This window comes from Actinomadura sp. NPDC049382 (genome assembly GCF_040677125.1).
In the GTDB taxonomy this organism is placed as follows: Bacteria; Actinomycetota; Actinomycetes; order Streptosporangiales; family Streptosporangiaceae; genus Spirillospora; species Spirillospora geliboluensis.
Genome location: NZ_JBFARO010000031.1, coordinates 67,289 through 85,226, shown reverse-complemented (window position 1 = coordinate 85,226; position 17,938 = coordinate 67,289). Strand labels below are relative to the sequence as shown.

Below are 17,938 nucleotides of genomic sequence, written 5' to 3'. Positions count from 1 at the left end.
GCCCAGTCCTCCACCTTGATCACCCTCCACAGTGACAGCAGAGGGGGTCAGAATTCGGCCGCCGCCTGGGGGTCAGTATTCACCCGCCGTCAACAGGGGGCGGCGTCCGCGCCGGCACGGGCTCAGGCGCGCCACCCACCTGATCCCCGCCGCGCCATCTCAAGAGCACGCCTTCACAGGGCACCGGTCCCCCGCCAGCACGAGTCGGGATCCCTTCCTCAGTCTGGACACCCATCGGGCTGGTTTAAGGCACGCGACCGCAGGTCCGCGCTCGCCCTCCAGCAACACAGGGCCGGAGACGCCTCGTCCCTCCCCATCCGCCGAGCTGGTTCAAGGCGCGTGATCGGCAGCCTGCGTCCGGTCGTGCCACCATGCGCGGGTCGGGAATCGGCCCTAGCCCGGCCGGCCGCTGCGCGAGCCTAAGGCCACGTCGGCTCAGGTGCGTGTACCCGCGCCCGGTTTCCCGGCGGCGCGGGCTGGGGCCCGTCCGCCCAGGCTGGCCGCCCACCATGCTGGGCCCAGGTCGAATGATCGAAGGCACAGGTTCCGTGCTTGGCCTTCACCAGCTCGGGTCTGAGGACGCCCCTCAGCGTTGTCACCCGACATGCTGGGGCACAGCTCCCGCGCGTTCGCAGGCGCATACTTCACGCTCAGCCGCGTTCTCGACGCCCAGGGTCGTGTAATCCCGCTACGGCGCAACGCGACGCCCGCTCCTCTAGGCAGCGCCACGCAAGTGGATCACACGTGCACCTACGCAGGCCCTCCCCACCTGGGTATCCGCTAGTGCGTGGGGCACGGCTTCTGCACGTCACGCCAGGCTGCAGCCCGGGTCAGGTGTGGGTTAGGGAGCGGGTGGAGGCCTGGAGGATTTCGCCTAGGGCCGCGCGGGCCTGGACCAAGTCGGCTATGCGCGTGTCCAACTCGGCGCACTGGGTTCGGAGGTGGTCGAGGACGCATGCCTGGACCTCTGTGCCGTCGCCGACGAAGCACGGCGTGAGTTCGCGGATGACTCGCGTGGGGAGCCCTGCCGCGAGCAGTGTGCGGATGCGGGCGACCGCAGCGGGGGCCTCGGGGCCGTAGTGGCGGTGTCCGCCCGGGCTGCGGTGGGAGGTGAGCAGGCCTTGATCCTCGTAGTAGCGCAGGAGACGGACGGCCACGCCCGTTTCGCGGGACAGCTCTCCGATCTTCATGTGACCCACCCCACAGGCACGCGGCTTGAACCTCACATCGATGTCACATCCTAACGTTGCTCGCATGACAACTACTTCGACTGCACCGGCGCCCGTCTCGCTCTACGGATTCCTGATCCCCAAGCCCGGGCACGCCGAGCAACTCGGCAATCTCCTGCTGAACCTCGTCGAACCGTCCCGGCAGCACACCGGCAATCTCCAGTACCACCTTCACGAACAGGAGGACGGCCGGTTCTTCCTGTACGAGGTCTGGCGTTCGCAAGAGGACCTCGATCGGCACAATGCGACCGCGCTGCTGCGCGCCTTCATGGACGAGCTGCCCAAGCATGTGGAAGGTCCACCCGAGGCTTACTTCGGCGCGATGAGGAGCGCTTACCCGGCCGACCTCACATAGTTCCGGACGGCTTGACCCACCGACGCCGCTAGATGTGCATCTGCCGGAGCTTGGTTACACCGGGGCCTGGGTCTTCTGCTTGAGACGTTTGTAAGGGGTTTGGCCGCCGAGGGCTCCGTGCGGACGATCGTAGTTGTAGTAGTCCTCCCACTCGCGGAGCCTGTCGTTGAAGACGCCGGTGTCGTCGATGACGACGCCGTCGAGCATGCGGTAGAACTCCTCGGCGTCGATGCGGTGGGAGCGTTCGACCTTGCCGTTGAGGTGAGGTGATGCGGGTTTGATGTAGGTGTGGGCGATGCCCTTGTCCAGCACGTGCCAGTGGAAGCCGGACTGGAATTCGGCGCCGTTGTCGGTCTGGACGACCTCGACACGGAAGGGCAGCCGTTCCAGGACGTAGTCCAGGAACTGGATGGCGGTCTTCTGATCGCAGCGGGGGTAGACCCGCAGGATGCGCAGCCGGGTGCAGTCGTCGATGGCGGTGAACTGGTAGTACTTGGCCCGCCGCCGGCTCTTGGGGGCCGGGGTGAGCGGTTTCGGCGCGTCCTGGCGGTCTGTGGGTTCGGGGACGCCGACGGGTTCGATGAACTTGACGTCGATCTGGACGCGGTTGCCGGGCAGTTGCTTCTCGTAGCGCTGGTGGCGTTTGGTGTGGTGCTTGTGGCGCTGGGAGGCCGGCAGGCGGTTCAGGCCGAGTTTCTTGAGGATGCGGTAGACGGCCGAGGTGGCGATGTCGATGTCGTGGTACCGCTTGAGGTACATCTGGATCTTCATCGGCCCGAAGTGGTAGTGCCGCCGCAGGTAGACGATCTTGTTGACGACGTCGGTGTGGGTGGCGTTGGGGCTGTGGTGCGGTCGGCTGGAGCGGTCGCGCAGCCCGTCGATGCCTTCTTCCTGGTATCGGCGTTGCCACTTGTAGAAGCAGTTGCGGCTGATGCCGTAGTACCGGCAGGTCTGAGAGACGTTGCCGGTGACCTCCTCGGCGTGGCGCAGGACCGCCAGACGTCGCTGTGCTTGGCGGTCCTGTTGCTGTTGAGGCGATGGGGGCATGAGAGATCTCCGTAGTGATCGGAGACCCCGGGTGTCAACAACCTCCGGCAGTTTTAGAGCGGCTAGATGACGGCCGAGGCGAGGTTGGCGGGGCCCAGGGCCTGCTTCGGAGTCGGTTGTGTGACGGGTGTCGTGATCGTTAAGTAATGGGTCTTCGGTAGCCACCCCACCGGAGACCTCGTGGCCGCCCTGGCGGTGACGAGGCGGGCCTGTCCTCGCAATGGACGAAACGGCAGCTCGACGGCGTTCGCGGGCGAGTCCGGGTCGGTGTCCTGTGGCGGGACGTGCCCGCCTACATGGCTCCTGGGAGGTGGGGTCCTCACCGTTCCGCCGTTGGCACTGCGACGGCACGGCCGGCGCAGTTCCGAATCCGGCCGTCCACCGCTGGCGCCACCCCCGCTAGTGCGGCATCAACCGGCTCGAACGTCATCGCGCGGTCGCCACCCGGTTCGCCAAGCTCGCCGTCCGCTACCAGGCCACCGTTTACCTCGACGCTGGCTCTGATCAACCCTGAAAAAGGGCCTAGCGGCGGTTGGCCTCGGCGAAGGTTTGGGGGTGGGTGAACCAGTCGGCGTCCAGTCTTTCGCCGGTCAAGGATTCGAGGGTGGCCATCGCCGTTTCCCAGTCCGGGCCGGGGCCGGGGTGGGCGCGGAGGGTGCGGAGGGCGTCCAGGTGGTCGGTCAACGCGTGCGGGGTGGTGCCCGATGGGTTCTGCGGGTCGAGCGGGTCCAGTTCGGTGATCAGCTCGCCGTCGGCGAGGTAGTAGAGGCGGCTGAAGTTGTTGATCAGCCAGAAGACCGAGTGCAGCGTGGCGCCTCGGCTCAGGCGCTGGAGTGCGTCCAGTTCGGCGGTGGCGGTGCCGTAGGAGACGATGACGACCGCGTCCCCGCGTTCTTCCAGGAAGAGCGCGTCGTCGGGGTCGTAGTCGTCGGCGGCCGGGCGGTGTGCGGTGAGGGTGGCCGGGTCGCCGTTCAGGCGGCGTACCGCCTCGTGGACGGTCATTCCCGGTCCGCGGACGACCGTCCAGGACAGGTTCTCCGACGCGCCGGGGTCCGGTGGGAGGCGGCTCAGGTGGTCGAGCACGCGCACGTAGTGCTGGATCTGCTCCGGTGACGGGCCGGCCATGATCGTCTCCTTCGGGGGTCGGCGCCCGCACGACCCTAGCGCCGCCTTGACCTCAAGATTGGTTGAGGTTGGAGAGTGGGGTGGAACGGTTTCGGAAGCGAAGGGGGCGGCCATGCGGGCGATCCAGGTGAAGGAGTTCGGTGGGCCGGAGGTGCTCGGCGTCGCGGAGGTGCCCGAGCCGGTGCCGGGGCCGGGGCAGGTCGTCGTCGGCATGGCCGTGGCGGACGTCATCTTCCTCGACACCCTCCTGCGCGGGGGCTGGGGGCAGGACTTCTTCCCCCGGACGCTCCCCTACGTGCCGGGCGGCGGTGGAGCGGGCGAGGTGCTGCGGACGGGCGACGGCGTCGATCCGGCGTGGATCGGGCGGCGGGTGGTCGTGCGGACCGAGACCGGGTACGCCGAGCAGGTCGTCGCCGGGGAGGGCGAGATCATGCCGGTTCCCGGCGGGCTGGCGGCCGGGACGGCGGCGGCGCTCGTCCACGACGGCGTGACGGCGCTCAGCCTGGCGCGGCTGGGGGCGCCGGCGGGCGGTGAGTGGGTGCTGGTGTCGGCGGCGGCCGGCGGAGCCGGGTCGCTGCTGGTGCAGCTCGCCGTCGACGCGGGCACGCGGGTGGTGGCGGCCGCGTCGAGCGAGGCCAAGCTGGAGCTCGCGCGCGAGCTCGGGGCGGAGGTCGTCGTCGACTACACGCGGGCGGACTGGGTCGAGCGCGTGCGCGAGGCGACCGGCGGCGGGGTCGCGCTCGCCTACGACGGTGCGGGCGGGCCGCTGGGGTTGGCCGCGTTCGACGCCGTGGCCGATGGCGGGCGGTTCGTCACGTATGGCACTGCGGAAGGTTTCACCGACCCGGACAAGGACGTGGCCAAGCGCCGTGGCGTGCGGGTGCTCGCTCCGCTCATGGACGGGCCGCCGGACGAGGCGACCGTGCGCGAACTGCTGGGCCGAGTGCTTGAACTGGCCGAGGAGGGGCGGCTGAAGCCGGTGATCCGGGCCACGTATCCGCTGGAGCGGGCGGCGGACGCGCACCGCGCGCTGGCCGAGCGCGCCACGGTCGGCAAGTCGCTGCTGGTCGTGGACGCCGAGCGGGCCCGCTGAGCGGAGCGGAGCACCCGGCCCCCATGCCGTGGGGGTGCGTCGGCGCCCTTCATTCGCTATAAATGTAGCGATACATCTGTAGCGAATGGAGGGCGCCATGGACGACGTCGTCATCGTGGGGGCCGGGCCCACCGGGCTGATGGCCGCCTGCGAGCTGGCCCTGGCCGGCGTGAACTGCGTGATCGTGGACAAGCGCGGCGGTGAGTCCGGCGTCACCCGGGCCTTCGGCCTGCACGCCCGCGCCCTGGAACTGCTCGACGCCCGCGGCATGGGCGACGAACTGGTGGCGCTGGGCAACCCGCTAAGGACGGTGTACCCCGCCTACGCCTCGCGCGTGGACTTCGGCCGGCTCGACACGCGGTACCCGATGCTGCTGATCGTGCCGCAGAACGGCACCGAGAAGGTCCTGCGGCGGCGCGCCGCCGAACTGGGCGTCGAGGTCCGCCGCGGCGCGGAGGTCACCGGTCTGGCCCAGGACGCCGAGTCCGTACGGCTCACGCTCGCGGACGGGACCGCGCTGGACGCCCGGTACGTCATCGGCGCGGACGGCGCCCACAGCACCGTCCGCGGGCTGGTGGGCGTGGGCTTCGCCGGCGCGGCCTACAGCCTGCCCATGCTGCTGGCCGACGTCCGCGTCCCCGGCTCCGAGCCGCCGCCGATCACGCAGGTCGGGCCGCAGGGCGTGGTGGTGACCCTCCCGTTCGGGGACGGCTGGTACCGGGTGGGCGCGTGGCTGCGCGAAGACCGGGAGGACGCCGATTTCGGCCGGATCCGTACGGCGTTCCGGCAGATCGCCGGCACCGACTACGGCATGAGCGAGCCGCGCTGGTTCTCGCGTTTCGCCGCCGAGCGCCGGCAGGCCCGCGCCTACCGGGCGGGGCGCGTCTTCCTGGCCGGGGACGCCGCCCACGTGAACTCGCCGATCGGCGGGCAGGGCATGAACACCGGCATCCAGGACGCCGCCAACCTGGGCTGGAAGCTCGCCGCCGACCTGCGTGGCTGGGCTCCGCCCGGGCTGCTCGGCACCTACCACGCGGAGCGGCATCCCGTCGGCTCCGCCGTCCTCGCCATGACCGACCACCTCACGGGGCTCGTGCTGAGCGGGTCGCGGGTGCGGCTGGCGGCCAACCGGCGGATCATGGCGGCCCTGCTGCGCACCGGCGCGGGCCGCCGCCGCATCCTCGGCAGGCTGTCGGGGCTGGAGTTCGCCTATCCGCCCGGCGGGCCCGGCGCCCACCCGCTGGCCGGGCGCCGCGCCCCCGACCGCCGCACGGACGTGGGCCGCCTGTACGAGGTGCTGCGCGCGGGGCGGTTCGTCCTGCTGTCGGACGAGGCGGTGCCCGTCCACTGGCGGGACCGCGTGCGGCAGGCCAGGCCGGAGGACGCGACCGGGCCGGCGGCGACGCTGGTCCGCCCGGACGGGTACGTGGCCTGGGCCGGCGACAGCGCCGGCGTCGAGGCGGCTCTGGTGGAATGGTGCGGTCCGGCCGACCGCACCGATCTGGAGGGGCACCGTGCCACCGCCTAACCCGCAGCGACGCGCCCGGCTCGCGGACGCGGCCATCGCCGTGCTGGCCGAGCAGGGGTCGCGCGGGCTCACCCACCGGGCCGTCGACGCCGGCGCCGGCGTCCCGGCCGGGACCGCCTCGCGCTACTTCCGCACCCGCGACGCGCTCCTGGACGGGGTCATCGAGCGGATCACCGACCGGCTCGGGGACCGGGTGGCCGCCCACACCGTCCGGCCGATCTCGCCCGCGGACCTGGAGGAGGCGCTGGTCGCCGTGCTGACCCTGATGCTGGCCGAGGGGGGCCACGACCCGCTGGCCCTGTTCGAGCTGCATCTGGAGAGCACCCGCAACCCGCGGCTGCGGCGGATGCTGACGGACGCTCTGCGCGCCCGCGCCGATCTCATCGTCCGGCAGTGCCATGCCGCCGGGATGGAGGTCAGCCCGGACGACGCCATGCTCCTGGAGATGAGCGTCCTGGGCATTCTGTTCACCGCCCTGACCACCGGCGTCCCGGAGTCGCCGGGCGAGCCGATCCGGACCGCCGTGCGGGCTCTGCTGGCCCGTTACGGAAGCCCGGCGGCGACCTAGGCCCGCCGCCGTAGCGAAAAGGCACGACGAAAAGGCATGACGAAAGGCGCGCCCGACCATTCAGGCGCGCCTTTCACTAGAGGCGGGGGCGGGATTCGAACCCGCATCACCAGGCTTATGAGACCTGCATGCTCCCGTTGCACTACCCCGCACCGGCCTTTCGATGGTAAAAGGCCGGCGCGGGGTGGAGCCAATTGTTTTTCGCGCCCAGGCGGGTCAGGTGGTGGCGTGGACGCGGGCGTCGGCCTCGACGGCCTCGCGCAGGTGCTGCTCGGCGTCCGCGCTGAGCGAGGTCTGCAGGATCTCACCGCCGTACTGGGCGACCTGCGGGATGACCTTGTCCGGCGTCACCTTGGTGACGAGGAGGAACAGCGCGGCGCCGCCGGGCTGGAGCTTCGCGCCGAGTTCGCGCATGAACGAGTCGTCCACGCCGACGTCGGACGCGGCGCCGCCCGCGGCACCGGCGGCGGCGCCGACCGCCGCGCCGATCAGCGGGGCGAAGAACAGCATGCCGAGCAGGCCACCCCAGACGGTCCCCCAGGCCGCGCCCCGGCCGGTGGTGTTGTGGATCTGGTGCAGCTTGATCTTGCCGTCGAGGCGCTTCTCGACGACGGCGGCGTCCGCGAGCGCGATCACGTTCTGCCGCTGCATGTCGATGAGCCGGTCGCGGACCTCGATGGCACGGTCGAGGTCCGGATAGGCGATGGCGATGAGATCGCTCATTGAAGTGTTCCCCCCAAGGATGTGACGCCTGAGCGTTACGGGACGATGCCCACCCCAATGCCCGGCAATACACCGGTAGTAGAAAGATGCCCGATTCCAGTGGAGCCTTTGACCGTGCCGCACGGCACCGCCGCGGCACCATCGCGGCCCCGGGATCAGCAGATGCGCGGCAGCGGATCGCCCACCAGAAGGTCGATGATGCGCGTGCCGCCGAAGGCCGTCTTCAGCAGGACGGTGCCGGGCGGGTCGTCCCGGACGTGGCCGATGACGGCGGCGTCCGCGCCCAGCGGGTGGGCGTGCAGCGAGGCCAGCGCCGCGTCCGCCGCGCCGGGCGCGACCACGACGACGGCCCGGCCCTCGCACGCGACGTACAGCGGGTCGATGCCGAGGAGTTCGCAGGCGCCCCGGACGGCCGGGTGGACGGGGATCGCGTCCTCGTCCACGACCACGGCGAGGCCCGCGTCCGCCGCCAGCTCGTTGAGGACGGTCGCCACCCCGCCGCGCGTCGCGTCCCGCATCCGGCGGACGGTGCCCCGGCAGCGGGCGGACAGGTCGGCGAGCAGGCAGTTCAGCGGCGCGGTGTCGGAGGCGAGGTCGGCCTCGATGTCGAGGTCGCCGCGCGCCAGCATGACCGTGACGCCGTGCTCGCCGATCGGGCCGGTGACCAGGACGGCGTCGCCGGGCCGGAGCTCGCCCGTGGGCGGGGAGTGCACGACGCCCACCCCGGCGGTGTTGATGTAGCAGCCGTCGGCCTTGCCGCGCTCGACCACCTTGGTGTCGCCCGCGACGATGTCGACGCCCGCGGCGTCGGCGGCGGCGCTCATCGACGCGGTGATGCGGCGCAGCGACGCCACCGGGAAGCCCTCTTCGAGGATGAACCCGGCGGACAGGTGCAGCGGGGTCGCGCCGGCGACGGCGAGGTCGTTGACCGTGCCGTTGACGGCGAGGTCGCCGATGTCACCGCCGGGGAAGAACAGCGGCGACACCACGTAGGAGTCGGTGGTGAAGGCCAGGTCGGCGCCGTTGACGGCGAAGCGCGCCGAGTCGTCCAGGCGGTCGAGCAGCGGATTGCCGAACGCCTCCTTGAACACCGCGTCGACCAGGGTGCGGGTGGCCTTGCCGCCGGATCCGTGCGCGAGCGTGATCGCGTCCTCGCGCAGGCGGGCCCGGCGGCCGCGCGCCCGCGCGATGCGTTCGAGGACCTGCTCCTCGCGGATCGTCATCGGGTAGCCTCCTTGACGCGTTCCCGGGTGAACCGGCCGAAGTTGTAGTAGGCGGCGCAGGCGCCTTCGGACGACACCATGCAGGTGCCGATCGGCGTCTCCGGGGTGCAGGCCGTCCCGAAGACCTTGCACTCCCACGGCTTCAGGACGCCCTTGAGCACCTCGCCGCACTGGCACGCCTTCGGGTCCGCGATCCGGCCGCCCGGTATGTCGAAGACGCGCTCGGCGTCGAACGCGGCGTACTCGTCCCGCAGGCGCAGCGCGGAATGCGAGATGAACCCGAGGCCGCGCCACTCGAAGTACGGGCGCATCTCCATCGTGCGGGCGATGGCGTCCAGCGCCTTCGGGTTGCCCTCCCACGGGACGACCCGGCCGTACTGGTTCTCGACCTCGGCGCGGCCCTCCGCGAGCTGGGTCAGCAGCATGCGCACCGACTGCAGCAGGTCCAGCGGCTCGAAACCGGCGACGACCAGCGGTTTGCCGTAGTCGCCGGGGATGAACGCGTAGGGCCGGCAGCCGATGACCGTCGAGACGTGGCCGGGGCCGAGGAAGCCGTCCAGGCGCAGGTCCGGCGAGTCCAGGATCGCCTTGATCGCCGGGAGGATCGTCACGTGGTTGCAGAACACCGAGAAGTTGGTGATCCCGGCCGCCGCCGCGCGCAGCACGGTCATCGCCGTGGACGGCGCGGTCGTCTCGAACCCGATCCCCATGAACACGACCCGGCGGGACGGGTTGCGCTCGGCGAGCTTCAGGGCGTCCAGCGGCGAGTACACCATCCGGATGTCGGCGCCCGCGGCCTTCGCGTCGAGGAACGAGCCGCCCCCGCCGGGCACGCGCATCATGTCGCCGAACGTCGCCAGGATCACGCCGGGCCGGGACGCGATGTGGACGGCGTCGTCCACCCGCCCCATCGGGATCACGCACACCGGGCAGCCCGGCCCGTGCACGAGGGAGACGCTCTCCGGGAGGTAGTCCTCGACGCCGTGCTTGTAGATGGTGTGCGTGTGGCCGCCGCACACCTCCATGAACTTGTAGTGCCGGCCGGGCTCGCACAGGGAGGCGATCGAGGCGGCGAGCGCCCGCGCCCTCCCCGCGTCCCGGTACTCGTCGACGAAGCGCATCAGCCGATCTCCGATTCCCGCAGCGCGTCGATCTCGTCGTCGTAGGCGGCGCCGAGGCCCTGGAGCAGCTCCAGCGTCGCCCGCGCCTCCGCCTCGTCGATCTTGGACATGGCGAAGCCGACATGGATGAGGACCCAGTCGCCCGCGGCGAGCCGCTCCCCGTCCAGCAGGCCGATGTCGACCGACCGGCGGACGCCGCTCACGTCGACCTCCGCCACCGGCCGGTCCGTCCCGACCGCCACGATCTCGCCCGGTATCGCCAGGCACATCAGCCTGCCTCCCCTGTGGTCTCGGACCGGGCCAGTTCGGACTGCGTCAGCTCCCACAGCGCGTGGTAGACGGTCGTCTGCGCCTCCTGGATCCGGTGCACCGACGACGACGGCACGACGAACAGGTGGTGCAGGCCCGGCGTCTCCGCCATCCGCCCGCCGCCGCAGCCGGCGAGCCCGACCGCCGTCATGCCGCGCCGCGCCGCCTCCCGCAGCGCGGCGACGAGGTTGTCGGAGTCGCCGCTCGTGGACAGCGCCACCGCGATGTCGCCCGGCCGCCCGAACGCGGCGAGCTGCCGCGCGAACACCACCTCGAACCCGATGTCGTTGGACAGCGCGGTGATGGCGGCGGTGTCGTTGGTCAGCGCGAGGGCGGGCAGCGGGCGCGCCGCCCCGCCCGGGTTGAGGAACAGCGCGGCGACGTCCTGCGCGTCCGTGGCGCTGCCGCCGTTGCCGAACGCGAACAGCCGGCCGCCCGCGCGGAACGCGGCCGCCATCCGCGCGGCGCAGGCGGCGAGCTCGTCGGCGTACTCGGCGAGGACGGCCTCCCGGAGCCGGACGATCTCGTTGGCCTTGTCGGCCGTCGAGCGCCGGACGTCCTCCAACAGCGTGTCCAGCCCGGAGCCGCCCGCGTACAGGAACGGGTAGAGCATCTCGGTCACGTCACGACCCCGATCGCCTCCTTGGCGTGGACGAGCACGGTGTCGCCGGCGGCGGCGTCCACCAGGGCCACGCTGATCCGCTCGATCCCCCCGCCGCCGGTGTCGACGTCGGCGAAATCGCCCTCGACAAGCCGGAGGACGGTGGCCGGGCGCGCCTCGTCCGCGCAGGTCGTGCAGTGGCCGTCTTCCTCGCATCCGGTCACGCGAGCACCTCCTCGCCGAGCACGCCCGGCTGCTCCAAGAACACGTGGACCAGCTCCCAAAGCAGGTGGTAGGCGGTGACGTGCACTTCCTTGACCACGCGCGGGTCGGTGGACGGCACGGTCACCAGGTGGTCGACGGCTCCGGGCAGCGCCCCGCCGTCGCCGCCCGCGAGCGCGACCGTCAGCATCCCGAGGCCGCGCGCGGCCTCCATGGCGCGCAGGACGCTGCCGCAGCGGCCGTCCGGCGAGATCCCGAACGCGATGTCGCCGGGCCCGCCGAAGCAGCGGACCTGGTGCGCGAACGCGTCGTCGAACCCCGGCCCGGCGCAGATCCCGGTGAGCGTCGCGACATCGCCGGTGAGCGACAGCGCGGGCAGCGCCCGCTTCCCCACGATCACCGGGTGGACGAACTCGACCGCGACGTGCTGGGCGTCGGTGGCGGCGCCGCCGGCGCCGAACGCGAGCAGCCGCCCGCCGCGGTGGAACCGCGCCGCCATCGCGTGGCACGCGGCGGCGATCGCGCCGGCCTCGCCCGCGAGCGCCGCGCCCGGCGCGGCGCGCCGCGCGAACACCTCCGCCGCCGTGCCGCTCATCCGCCACCGCCCGGCGGCGGCGGGACGTCGCGGAGGCCGTGCTGGCGCAGCGACAGCTCCACGGCGAGGTCCCAGCGCTCCGACAGCTCCGCCGACATCGCGTGCGCGTCGTCGCACAGCGCCGTCGCGACCCGCGCCGTCTCGGCGTCCCCGGCGCGCTCGGCGACGCGGCGCAGCATCTCGGCGGACGCGATCTGCAGGTGCGCGGCGACATAGGCGTCCCGGACGTGGCGGCCGGCCTGGTCCCGGCGGGTGCGCCCCAGCCCGGCCTCCAGCACGGACGCGAACAGCTGCCCCGCGTCTCGGACGATGGACGGCGCGGACCCGTGCGCCCGCAGCCGCGCCTCGATCTCGCGGGTGTGCGTCCGCGTCCGCTCGGCGTAGCGGCCGAGGCGCCGGCAGACGTCCGGCTCCGCCGCCACCGTGGTGAGCAGCTCGCTCAGCGTGGCCTCGACATGCTCCTGCAGCGCGTGCGCGTCCTTCAGGTACCCGACGAGCTGCCGGTCGATGGTCGTCATGGCCCGTGTCCGATCCCGTGTCAGCGGCGCGGTCACATCGACTCGGCCTTGATGTACCTGCGGATCGCGGGCACCTCCCTGACCGCCGCGGCGACCGCGGTGAGCGCGAGCAGCGCGACCGTCAGCCGGACCACGCCGGGCCCGATGTGGATTCCCTTCCTCATGCCACAGATCCCCCCTCTGTGTCCGTGTGCGTCTCCAGTTCCCTCACGAGCAGCCGCTCGACCAGCCGGACGGCCTCGCCGACGGCCGCGCGGACCGGCGCGCTGAGCTCCATGTCCCAGGTCGCGTCCGTGGTCTGCGCCGACGGCTCGCACGCGACCAGCAGGATCCGCGGCGGCACCGGTCCGCTGCCGCGGGCCAGCCGCAGCACCCGCGCCGGGTCGAGCCCGTGCGCGTCGACCGCGGCGCCGCCGAAGTCGTCGGAGCCGGGCTCCGGCTCGATGAGCGAGACGGTGCCGGGCTCCTCGCCGCGGGCCGCCGCGTCGACCAGGACCGCCGTCCGGTAGCCGTCGCCGAGCGCGTACATCAGGTCGATGCCGCGGATGCCGAAGTCGGTGACGGTCACGCCGGCCGGCACCGGCCGCTCCGCCAGCCGCCGGACGACCTCCACCCCGAACCCGTCGTCGCCGTGGAACACGTTCCCGATCCCGGCGACGAGGACCCTGCGGGCCGCGGCGTCCTGCGGCAGCGGCTCCACCTCGTCCAGCCCGACGAAGAACCGGTGGCCGAGCTGGTCGCGGGCGCCGAGGTCCCGGCCGGGGTCGTCGTCGACCGCGACGACCAGGTGCAGGCCGCCCTCCATGTCCTCCTCGACCCGCTCGACGGTCGCGGTGCGGCCGAGCAGCGCGAGGTCGAAGATGTCGGCGCCGCCCCGCGGCCGCAGCCGCACCCGGCTCCCCGCGGTCAGCTCCCGCCCGCCGACGACCGCCCGCGCGTTCACCACACGTCCCTGCGGGGATCGCGCATGGTGCCGTGCAGGACGAGCAGCTCGTCGGACGACAGCGCGCCGCACCGCTCCAGGATCCGCCGCGCCTTCGGGTCGGTCGCCGCCATCTCCCGGCGCTCGTCCTCGGTGAGGCCGAGCACGCTGAGGATGAGGAGCCGGTCGATCTCCGTCCCGTCGAACAGGTCGCCGGGGCTCTCCGGCGCGACCTGCGGCCAGTCGTAGAGGACGATCGGCGCCGCCAGCACCGTGTCGAACCCGCCCGGCTCCCCCGCCAGCACCGGCCACAGCCCCTCGCTCGCGCACCCCGCGACGGCGGCGGCGAGCCGCTCCGGCGGGTCGGTGCACGAGGCGAACGCCCCGCCGCCGCCCGCACGCGCCACGACATGGGCGGACAGCATCCCGGCCCGGACCGCGTCGCCGTGCTCGGCGGCGTCCCCGCCGTTGACGACCTCGACCCGGACCCGCACGGCGCCGTCCTCCACCGGCACGGCCGAGACGTCGACCCAGCCGGTCACCCGCCCCCACGACCGCGTGAAGCGGGCACCGCCGCCGATCTCCTCGTCCTCGGCGCCCGGCGGCACCTCGACCGGGATCCGCACCGGCCCGCCCAGCAGGCGCTCCAGCGGGACGCGGCCTCCGGTGAACTCGCGTTCGCGGGCCTCCTGCCAGGTCGTGTACGTCTCCACGCCCCGGCTGAGCTCGTCCACGGGGGTGTCGCCGTCCATGACCTGGCGGTGCACCTCGTGCAGGAACCGCAACGCGACCTCGACGTCGGTCTCGCCGCCGGGGTCCAGGACGAACTCGGCGCGCACCGTCCAGTGGTCGTCGTTGCGTTCGGCGTAGCGGCGCGGGTAGACGCCGCCGATCGTCCAGCGCCGCTGGTTCTTCAGCGCCGACCGCCGGTACGGCCACAGCAGGTATCCCTCGTAGAGGACCGTGTCCGCGACCGCCCTCACACGGTCCACTCTTCCTCCCCTTCGCGCGCCGCCTCCGCCTGCCGCAGCAGCTCGTCGACCGTGTCGTCGAACGAGGAGTGCGCGCGGCGCGCCCGGTAGGCGGCCAGCCGGCCGAAGCACGCGTCGTCCAGGCGGAGCCAGCGGGCGCCGCCGTAGTAGCGGTCCATCAGGTCACGCCACGCCTGGACGGGCAGCACGCCCGTCGCCTCGTGGTGCCACGGGATCTGCCCGGTGCGCAGCTTCCCGTCCTCGCCCGGGTAGAACACCGTGCCGTTGAACGTGAGGTCGAGGGGGACGTCGCCGTCGTCGAGCGCGTGCAGGTAGCGGTCGGCCGCGACCTGCATGTCATGCCCGCACGGCAGCGACAGCGTCACCTCCGTCTCCCCGCGGAACGTCGGCACCGTCGCGCCGACCCGCGCCCACGTCAGCCCGCGCAGCGACCTCTCCCACATGTCCGGCGTGCCGAACACGCCGGTGAGCCGCTCCTGCTCGGCGTCTCCGTACTCCCGCCGCGCCGCCGCGATCGTCACCGTCGTGGTCAGCAGGACGCACTGCACGGGCCCGCCGTCCAGCCGCCGCAGCCCGATCCGCAGGTTCAGCGTCGGCGTCGCCGCGAACGCCTCCGCCTCGACCCCCAGCAGCTCGAGCCCCAGCTCCGGCGCCCCATTCCCCTCGCTCATGCTGGAGACAAATTCGGCATCGAGTCCAGGATCGGCTCGCGGTGCTTCGCGTTGATCCCCGTGGAGCGGCGCTGGTTCGAGGTGCCGTCGGGCAGGTGGCCCGGCTGCTTCTCGTAGTTCCCCGCGGCGTTCCCCTCGCGGACGCCCCGCGTGTGCGACGGCGTGTCGGGTTTCACGTCGGGTCTCCCCAACCTGATCATCTGTCCCCCTCCAACTCCTCGAAGAACGTGCGGATGCGGTGCCGGACGGCGTCGCCGCCGGTGAAGCCCGTCCAGTGCGCGCGCAGCAGGGCGGTGAGCCGGAAGCAGTCGTCGACCGGGAGGATCCAGTGCTCGGCGGCGCCCAGCGCCCGGTGGACGACGAGCGCCTCCACGTCCGGGCGCAGGTCGGCCAGCACGGGGTTCGCGCGGGTCAGGCGCTCCCAGCTCGCGGCGTGCACGGGCGCGTGCAGCGCGCCCGCCGGGCTCGGGTAGCGGGCGGTGACCTCGCCCGACGCGGCGGCGGTGAAGAACGCCAGGTCGACCGGGACGCCGAGGGCGGCCCAGAGCGGGCCGTCCAGGTGGAAGCCGGCCAGCCGGCGGCGCTCGTCCGGGACGAGCCGGTAGTGGCGCCCGCCCGCCGCGTGGTCGGCGAACAGCACGGTGCAGGCCCCGCACGCGCACAGCGGGTCGCCCGTCCCCAGGTCGAGGAGGTGCCGGTGGACGTCCGGCAGCGGCTCGCCGCACAGCTCGCACCGCTCGGCGGCGGCGGCCGCCGGAGGGCGCGGCTCCCGGCGGGCCAGCGCGGCGAGCCGGGGCGTGGACAGGGCGGCGGTCATGCGCGGCTCCGCACCTGGTCGAGGGTGATCAGCACCGGTTCGGGGGCGGGCGCCGCGATGTCGACGCGGTCCAACTCCGGCGCCGCCGCGCGGACGGCCCGCTCGACCGCGTCCAGCACGGGACGGGGCGGCGCGGCCCGGCCCTCGGCGGCGACGGCCAGCCGCAGCGCGCCGTCCTCGATGCCGCCGAACTCGGCCAACGTGCGGTGCTTCGCGAGGAAGGTCTCCAGCGCACCGAGCGCCCGCCGCACCCGCGCCTCCGCGGTCTCCGGGTGCAGGCCGTGGACGAGCAGCAGGTGGCGGATCAGCTCGTCCTCGATGAGGGCGCCGGTGTCGCCCGCGAGCCGCATGACCCGGTCGAGCGCCTCCCCGTACAGCTCCACCAGCGCGTGGACGGTGTCCGCCGCGGCCGGGTCGAGCCGTTCCAGCAGCCCCTCCAGGCGCTGGACGTGCTCGCGTACGCGCTCGTCGTCCCAGCTCATCGTTCCTGCGCACCGAACATCGGGGAATGGCGCTTCTCGATCGTCCGGCCGCCGCCGAGGTACATGTGGACGCCGCACGGCAGGCACGGGTCGAAGCTGCGGACGGTCCGCATGATGTCGATGCCCTTGAAGTCGTCCGGCCCGTTCTCCTCGAAGATCGGCTGGCCCTGCACGGCGTCCTCGTACGGGCCGGGCGTGCCGTAGGAGTCGCGCGGGCTGGCGTTCCACGGCGTCGGCGGGTACGGCTGGTAGTTCGCGATCTTGTGGTCGCGGATGACGAGGTGGTGCGACAGCACGCCCCGCACCGCCTCGTGGAATCCGACGCCGATCGCCTCGTCCGGCACCTCGAAGTCGGTGAACACCTTCGTGCGGCCCGCCCGCACCTCGTCGAGGGCCTTCTCGGCGAAGTACAGCGCCATCCCGGCCGCGTAGGCGACGAAGTAGGCGCGGGCCCGGTCGCGCTCGATCGTGTTGGCGAACGGCGGCGGCGTCCACTCCAGGTTGACCTCGGGCATGCCCGGCGTCTTCGGCAGGTCGATCTGCACGCTGCGCCCCGTGGACCGGACGTACGGCGTGTCCACCAGCCCGGCCAGCGCGGTCGTCCACAGCCGGGCGAGCGGCCCGCCGCCGGTGTCGAGCGCGAGGTGCTCCTCGGTCACCGGATGCAGCCAGCGCGGGCTCATCACCCAGCTGTACTTGCCGCCGTCCAGGTCGCGCTTCTGCGGGTGCGGCAGCGTCGTCTGGTTCCACGGGTGCCGCTGGTCGATGGGGTTGCCGAGCGGGTCCTGCTTGACGAACGTCTCCTCGTTCGCCCAGTCGTCGTAGTACGAGCTGCCGAGGAGGATCCGCATGCCGAGGTTGATGTCGACCAGGTCGGTGGTGAGGAGCTGGCCGTCGATCACGATGCCGGGCGTGACGTACGCGGCCCGGCCCCATTCGGACATGTGCCGGTAGTCGTAGTCGCAGACGTCGGGGTTCTGGAACGCGCCCCAGCAGCCGAGCAGCGTCCGGCGCCGCCCCACCTGGTCGTAGCCGGGCAGCGCCTCCAGGAAGAAGTCGAAGATGTCGTCGTTCATCGCGACGGACCGCTTGACGAAGTCCAGGCAGCGCGTCAGCCGGACGAGGTAGTCGGTGAACACCTGCGGCGTCGCGACCGTCCCCACCCCGCCCGGGTACAGGGTGGACGGGTGGACGTGCCGCCCCTCCATCAGGCAGCACATCTCGCGGGTGATCCGGCTGAGTTCGAGGGCCTGCTTGTAGACCGACCCCTCGAACGGGTTGAACGCCGCCATGATGTCGGCGATCGTCTTGAAGCCGTGCACGGAGCCGCGCGGCGCCTCGGTCGTCCGCGCCGTCGCGAGCAGGCCCGGGTTCGTCTCGGCGACCATCCGCTCGCAGAAGTCGACGAACACGAGGTTGTCCTGGAACAGCGTGTGGTCGAACATGAACTCGGCGGCCTCGCCGAGGTTGATGATGTAGTCGGCGAGGGGCGGCGGCTTGATCCCGTACGCCATGTTCTGCGCGTAGACCGAGCAGGTCGCGTGGTTGTCACCGCAGATGCCGCAGATGCGGCTGGTGATGAAGTGGGCGTCGCGCGGGTCCTTGCCCTTCATGAACACGCTGTAGCCGCGGAAGATGGACGAGGTGCTCCGGCACTCGGCCACCTCCCGGTTCGCGAAGTCGATCTTGGTGTAGATGCCGAGGTTGCCGATGATCCGGGTGATCGGGTCGAACGCGACCTCGACGAGGCCCCCCTGCCCCGGGGACCGGTCGCTTCGCACGCTGGTGCCCTGCTTC

General features: G+C 72.4%; 23 protein-coding genes and 1 tRNA gene. 4 read left to right on the top strand and 20 right to left on the bottom strand.

The annotated features are described in order from the left end of the window. Window positions 1–830 precede the first annotated feature (830 nt). The gene (locus tag AB0K34_RS20670; RefSeq protein ID WP_364550310.1) at window positions 831–1,190 is read right to left on the bottom strand and encodes a MerR family transcriptional regulator; all 360 of its coding nucleotides are present in this window, start codon (window positions 1,188–1,190) and stop codon (window positions 831–833) included. Between the two features lie 64 nt (window positions 1,191–1,254). On the opposite strand from AB0K34_RS20670, the gene AB0K34_RS20665 reads away from it, so the two are divergent. Further along, window positions 1,255–1,584, top strand: coding sequence for a putative quinol monooxygenase (locus AB0K34_RS20665; protein ID WP_364550308.1), 330 nt, complete (start codon window positions 1,255–1,257; stop codon window positions 1,582–1,584). Window positions 1,585–1,638: 54 nt separating this feature from the next. Here AB0K34_RS20665 and AB0K34_RS20660 read toward each other — a convergent pair whose 3' ends face one another. Further along, entirely contained in the window at window positions 1,639–2,631 is a 993-nt protein-coding gene (locus tag AB0K34_RS20660; protein ID WP_364550307.1) for an IS481 family transposase, read from the bottom strand. A 522-nt stretch (window positions 2,632–3,153) separates the two neighbouring features. Then, window positions 3,154–3,756 (bottom strand): DUF6461 domain-containing protein, encoded by a 603-nt coding sequence (locus AB0K34_RS20655; protein WP_364550305.1) that lies wholly within the window; start codon window positions 3,754–3,756, stop codon window positions 3,154–3,156. 112 nt (window positions 3,757–3,868) lie between these two features. On the opposite strand from AB0K34_RS20655, the gene AB0K34_RS20650 reads away from it, so the two are divergent. The 3 genes from AB0K34_RS20650 (at window position 3,869) to AB0K34_RS20640 (ending at window position 6,945) form a co-directional block, all read left to right on the top strand. Beyond that, window positions 3,869–4,849, top strand: coding sequence for a zinc-binding dehydrogenase (locus AB0K34_RS20650; RefSeq protein ID WP_364550303.1), 981 nt, complete (start codon window positions 3,869–3,871; stop codon window positions 4,847–4,849). A 97-nt stretch (window positions 4,850–4,946) separates the two neighbouring features. Further along, on the top strand, window positions 4,947–6,377 hold the full coding sequence (locus AB0K34_RS20645; RefSeq protein ID WP_364550301.1) for an FAD-dependent monooxygenase: 1,431 nt from the start codon (window positions 4,947–4,949) through the stop codon (window positions 6,375–6,377). Further along, window positions 6,364–6,945: a TetR family transcriptional regulator gene (locus tag AB0K34_RS20640; protein WP_301176308.1), complete on the top strand. Its 582-nt coding sequence runs from the start codon at window positions 6,364–6,366 to the stop codon at window positions 6,943–6,945. Before AB0K34_RS20645 ends, AB0K34_RS20640 begins: the two co-directional genes overlap by 14 nt. An 80-nt stretch (window positions 6,946–7,025) precedes the next feature. On the opposite strand, the gene AB0K34_RS20635 is transcribed toward AB0K34_RS20640, so the two are convergent. The 17 genes from AB0K34_RS20635 to AB0K34_RS20555 all read right to left on the bottom strand — a co-directional run bounded on the left by AB0K34_RS20635 (window position 7,026) and on the right by AB0K34_RS20555 (window position 17,922). Continuing rightward, a tRNA-Met gene (locus AB0K34_RS20635) sits at window positions 7,026–7,097 on the bottom strand. A 64-nt stretch (window positions 7,098–7,161) separates the two neighbouring features. Continuing rightward, complete coding sequence (locus AB0K34_RS20630) at window positions 7,162–7,668, bottom strand: DUF1269 domain-containing protein (RefSeq protein WP_138638469.1); 507 nt, start codon at window positions 7,666–7,668, stop codon at window positions 7,162–7,164. 155 nt (window positions 7,669–7,823) lie between these two features. Further along, window positions 7,824–8,891 carry a hydrogenase expression/formation protein HypE gene (hypE, locus tag AB0K34_RS20625; RefSeq protein ID WP_138638470.1) on the bottom strand — a complete coding sequence of 356 codons (1,068 nt, stop codon included), beginning with the start codon at window positions 8,889–8,891 and terminating at the stop codon, window positions 7,824–7,826. Beyond that, on the bottom strand, window positions 8,888–10,012 hold the full coding sequence (hypD, locus tag AB0K34_RS20620) for a hydrogenase formation protein HypD (protein ID WP_364550298.1): 1,125 nt from the start codon (window positions 10,010–10,012) through the stop codon (window positions 8,888–8,890). Before hypD ends, hypE begins: the two co-directional genes overlap by 4 nt. After that, entirely contained in the window at window positions 10,012–10,281 is a 270-nt protein-coding gene (locus tag AB0K34_RS20615; protein ID WP_301176310.1) for a HypC/HybG/HupF family hydrogenase formation chaperone, read from the bottom strand. Before AB0K34_RS20615 ends, hypD begins: the two co-directional genes overlap by 1 nt. Further along, entirely contained in the window at window positions 10,281–10,934 is a 654-nt protein-coding gene (locus AB0K34_RS20610) for an SIS domain-containing protein (RefSeq protein WP_138638485.1), read from the bottom strand. The genes AB0K34_RS20615 and AB0K34_RS20610 overlap by 1 nt, the downstream gene beginning before the upstream one ends. A gap of 5 nt (window positions 10,935–10,939) precedes the next feature. Continuing rightward, window positions 10,940–11,146, bottom strand: a complete 207-nt coding sequence (locus tag AB0K34_RS20605) for a HypC/HybG/HupF family hydrogenase formation chaperone (protein WP_364550296.1) — start codon at window positions 11,144–11,146, stop codon at window positions 10,940–10,942. Beyond that, window positions 11,143–11,739 (bottom strand): SIS domain-containing protein, encoded by a 597-nt coding sequence (locus AB0K34_RS20600; RefSeq protein ID WP_138638474.1) that lies wholly within the window; start codon window positions 11,737–11,739, stop codon window positions 11,143–11,145. The genes AB0K34_RS20605 and AB0K34_RS20600 overlap by 4 nt, the downstream gene beginning before the upstream one ends. Further along, window positions 11,736–12,257 (bottom strand): DUF892 family protein, encoded by a 522-nt coding sequence (locus tag AB0K34_RS20595; protein WP_138638475.1) that lies wholly within the window; start codon window positions 12,255–12,257, stop codon window positions 11,736–11,738. Before AB0K34_RS20595 ends, AB0K34_RS20600 begins: the two co-directional genes overlap by 4 nt. 32 nt (window positions 12,258–12,289) lie before the next feature. Beyond that, window positions 12,290–12,421, bottom strand: coding sequence for a hypothetical protein (locus AB0K34_RS20590; RefSeq protein WP_274704635.1), 132 nt, complete (start codon window positions 12,419–12,421; stop codon window positions 12,290–12,292). Beyond that, window positions 12,418–13,200: a hydrogenase maturation protease gene (locus tag AB0K34_RS20585; RefSeq protein ID WP_240808030.1), complete on the bottom strand. Its 783-nt coding sequence runs from the start codon at window positions 13,198–13,200 to the stop codon at window positions 12,418–12,420. The genes AB0K34_RS20590 and AB0K34_RS20585 overlap by 4 nt, the downstream gene beginning before the upstream one ends. After that, window positions 13,197–14,171: a hypothetical protein gene (locus AB0K34_RS20580; RefSeq protein ID WP_138638476.1), complete on the bottom strand. Its 975-nt coding sequence runs from the start codon at window positions 14,169–14,171 to the stop codon at window positions 13,197–13,199. Before AB0K34_RS20580 ends, AB0K34_RS20585 begins: the two co-directional genes overlap by 4 nt. Beyond that, the gene (locus tag AB0K34_RS20575; RefSeq protein ID WP_138638477.1) at window positions 14,159–14,842 is read right to left on the bottom strand and encodes a DUF6084 family protein; all 684 of its coding nucleotides are present in this window, start codon (window positions 14,840–14,842) and stop codon (window positions 14,159–14,161) included. Before AB0K34_RS20575 ends, AB0K34_RS20580 begins: the two co-directional genes overlap by 13 nt. Next, complete coding sequence (locus tag AB0K34_RS20570) at window positions 14,839–15,018, bottom strand: hypothetical protein (protein WP_240808032.1); 180 nt, start codon at window positions 15,016–15,018, stop codon at window positions 14,839–14,841. Before AB0K34_RS20570 ends, AB0K34_RS20575 begins: the two co-directional genes overlap by 4 nt. A gap of 20 nt (window positions 15,019–15,038) precedes the next feature. After that, complete coding sequence (locus tag AB0K34_RS20565; RefSeq protein WP_138638479.1) at window positions 15,039–15,659, bottom strand: DUF5947 family protein; 621 nt, start codon at window positions 15,657–15,659, stop codon at window positions 15,039–15,041. Beyond that, a complete protein-coding gene (locus AB0K34_RS20560) occupies window positions 15,656–16,141 on the bottom strand; it encodes a hypothetical protein (protein WP_364550292.1) in 486 nt (161 codons plus the stop codon). Before AB0K34_RS20560 ends, AB0K34_RS20565 begins: the two co-directional genes overlap by 4 nt. Then, complete coding sequence (locus tag AB0K34_RS20555; protein WP_364550290.1) at window positions 16,138–17,922, bottom strand: nickel-dependent hydrogenase large subunit; 1,785 nt, start codon at window positions 17,920–17,922, stop codon at window positions 16,138–16,140. Before AB0K34_RS20555 ends, AB0K34_RS20560 begins: the two co-directional genes overlap by 4 nt. Between the last annotated feature and the right edge of the window lie 16 nt (window positions 17,923–17,938).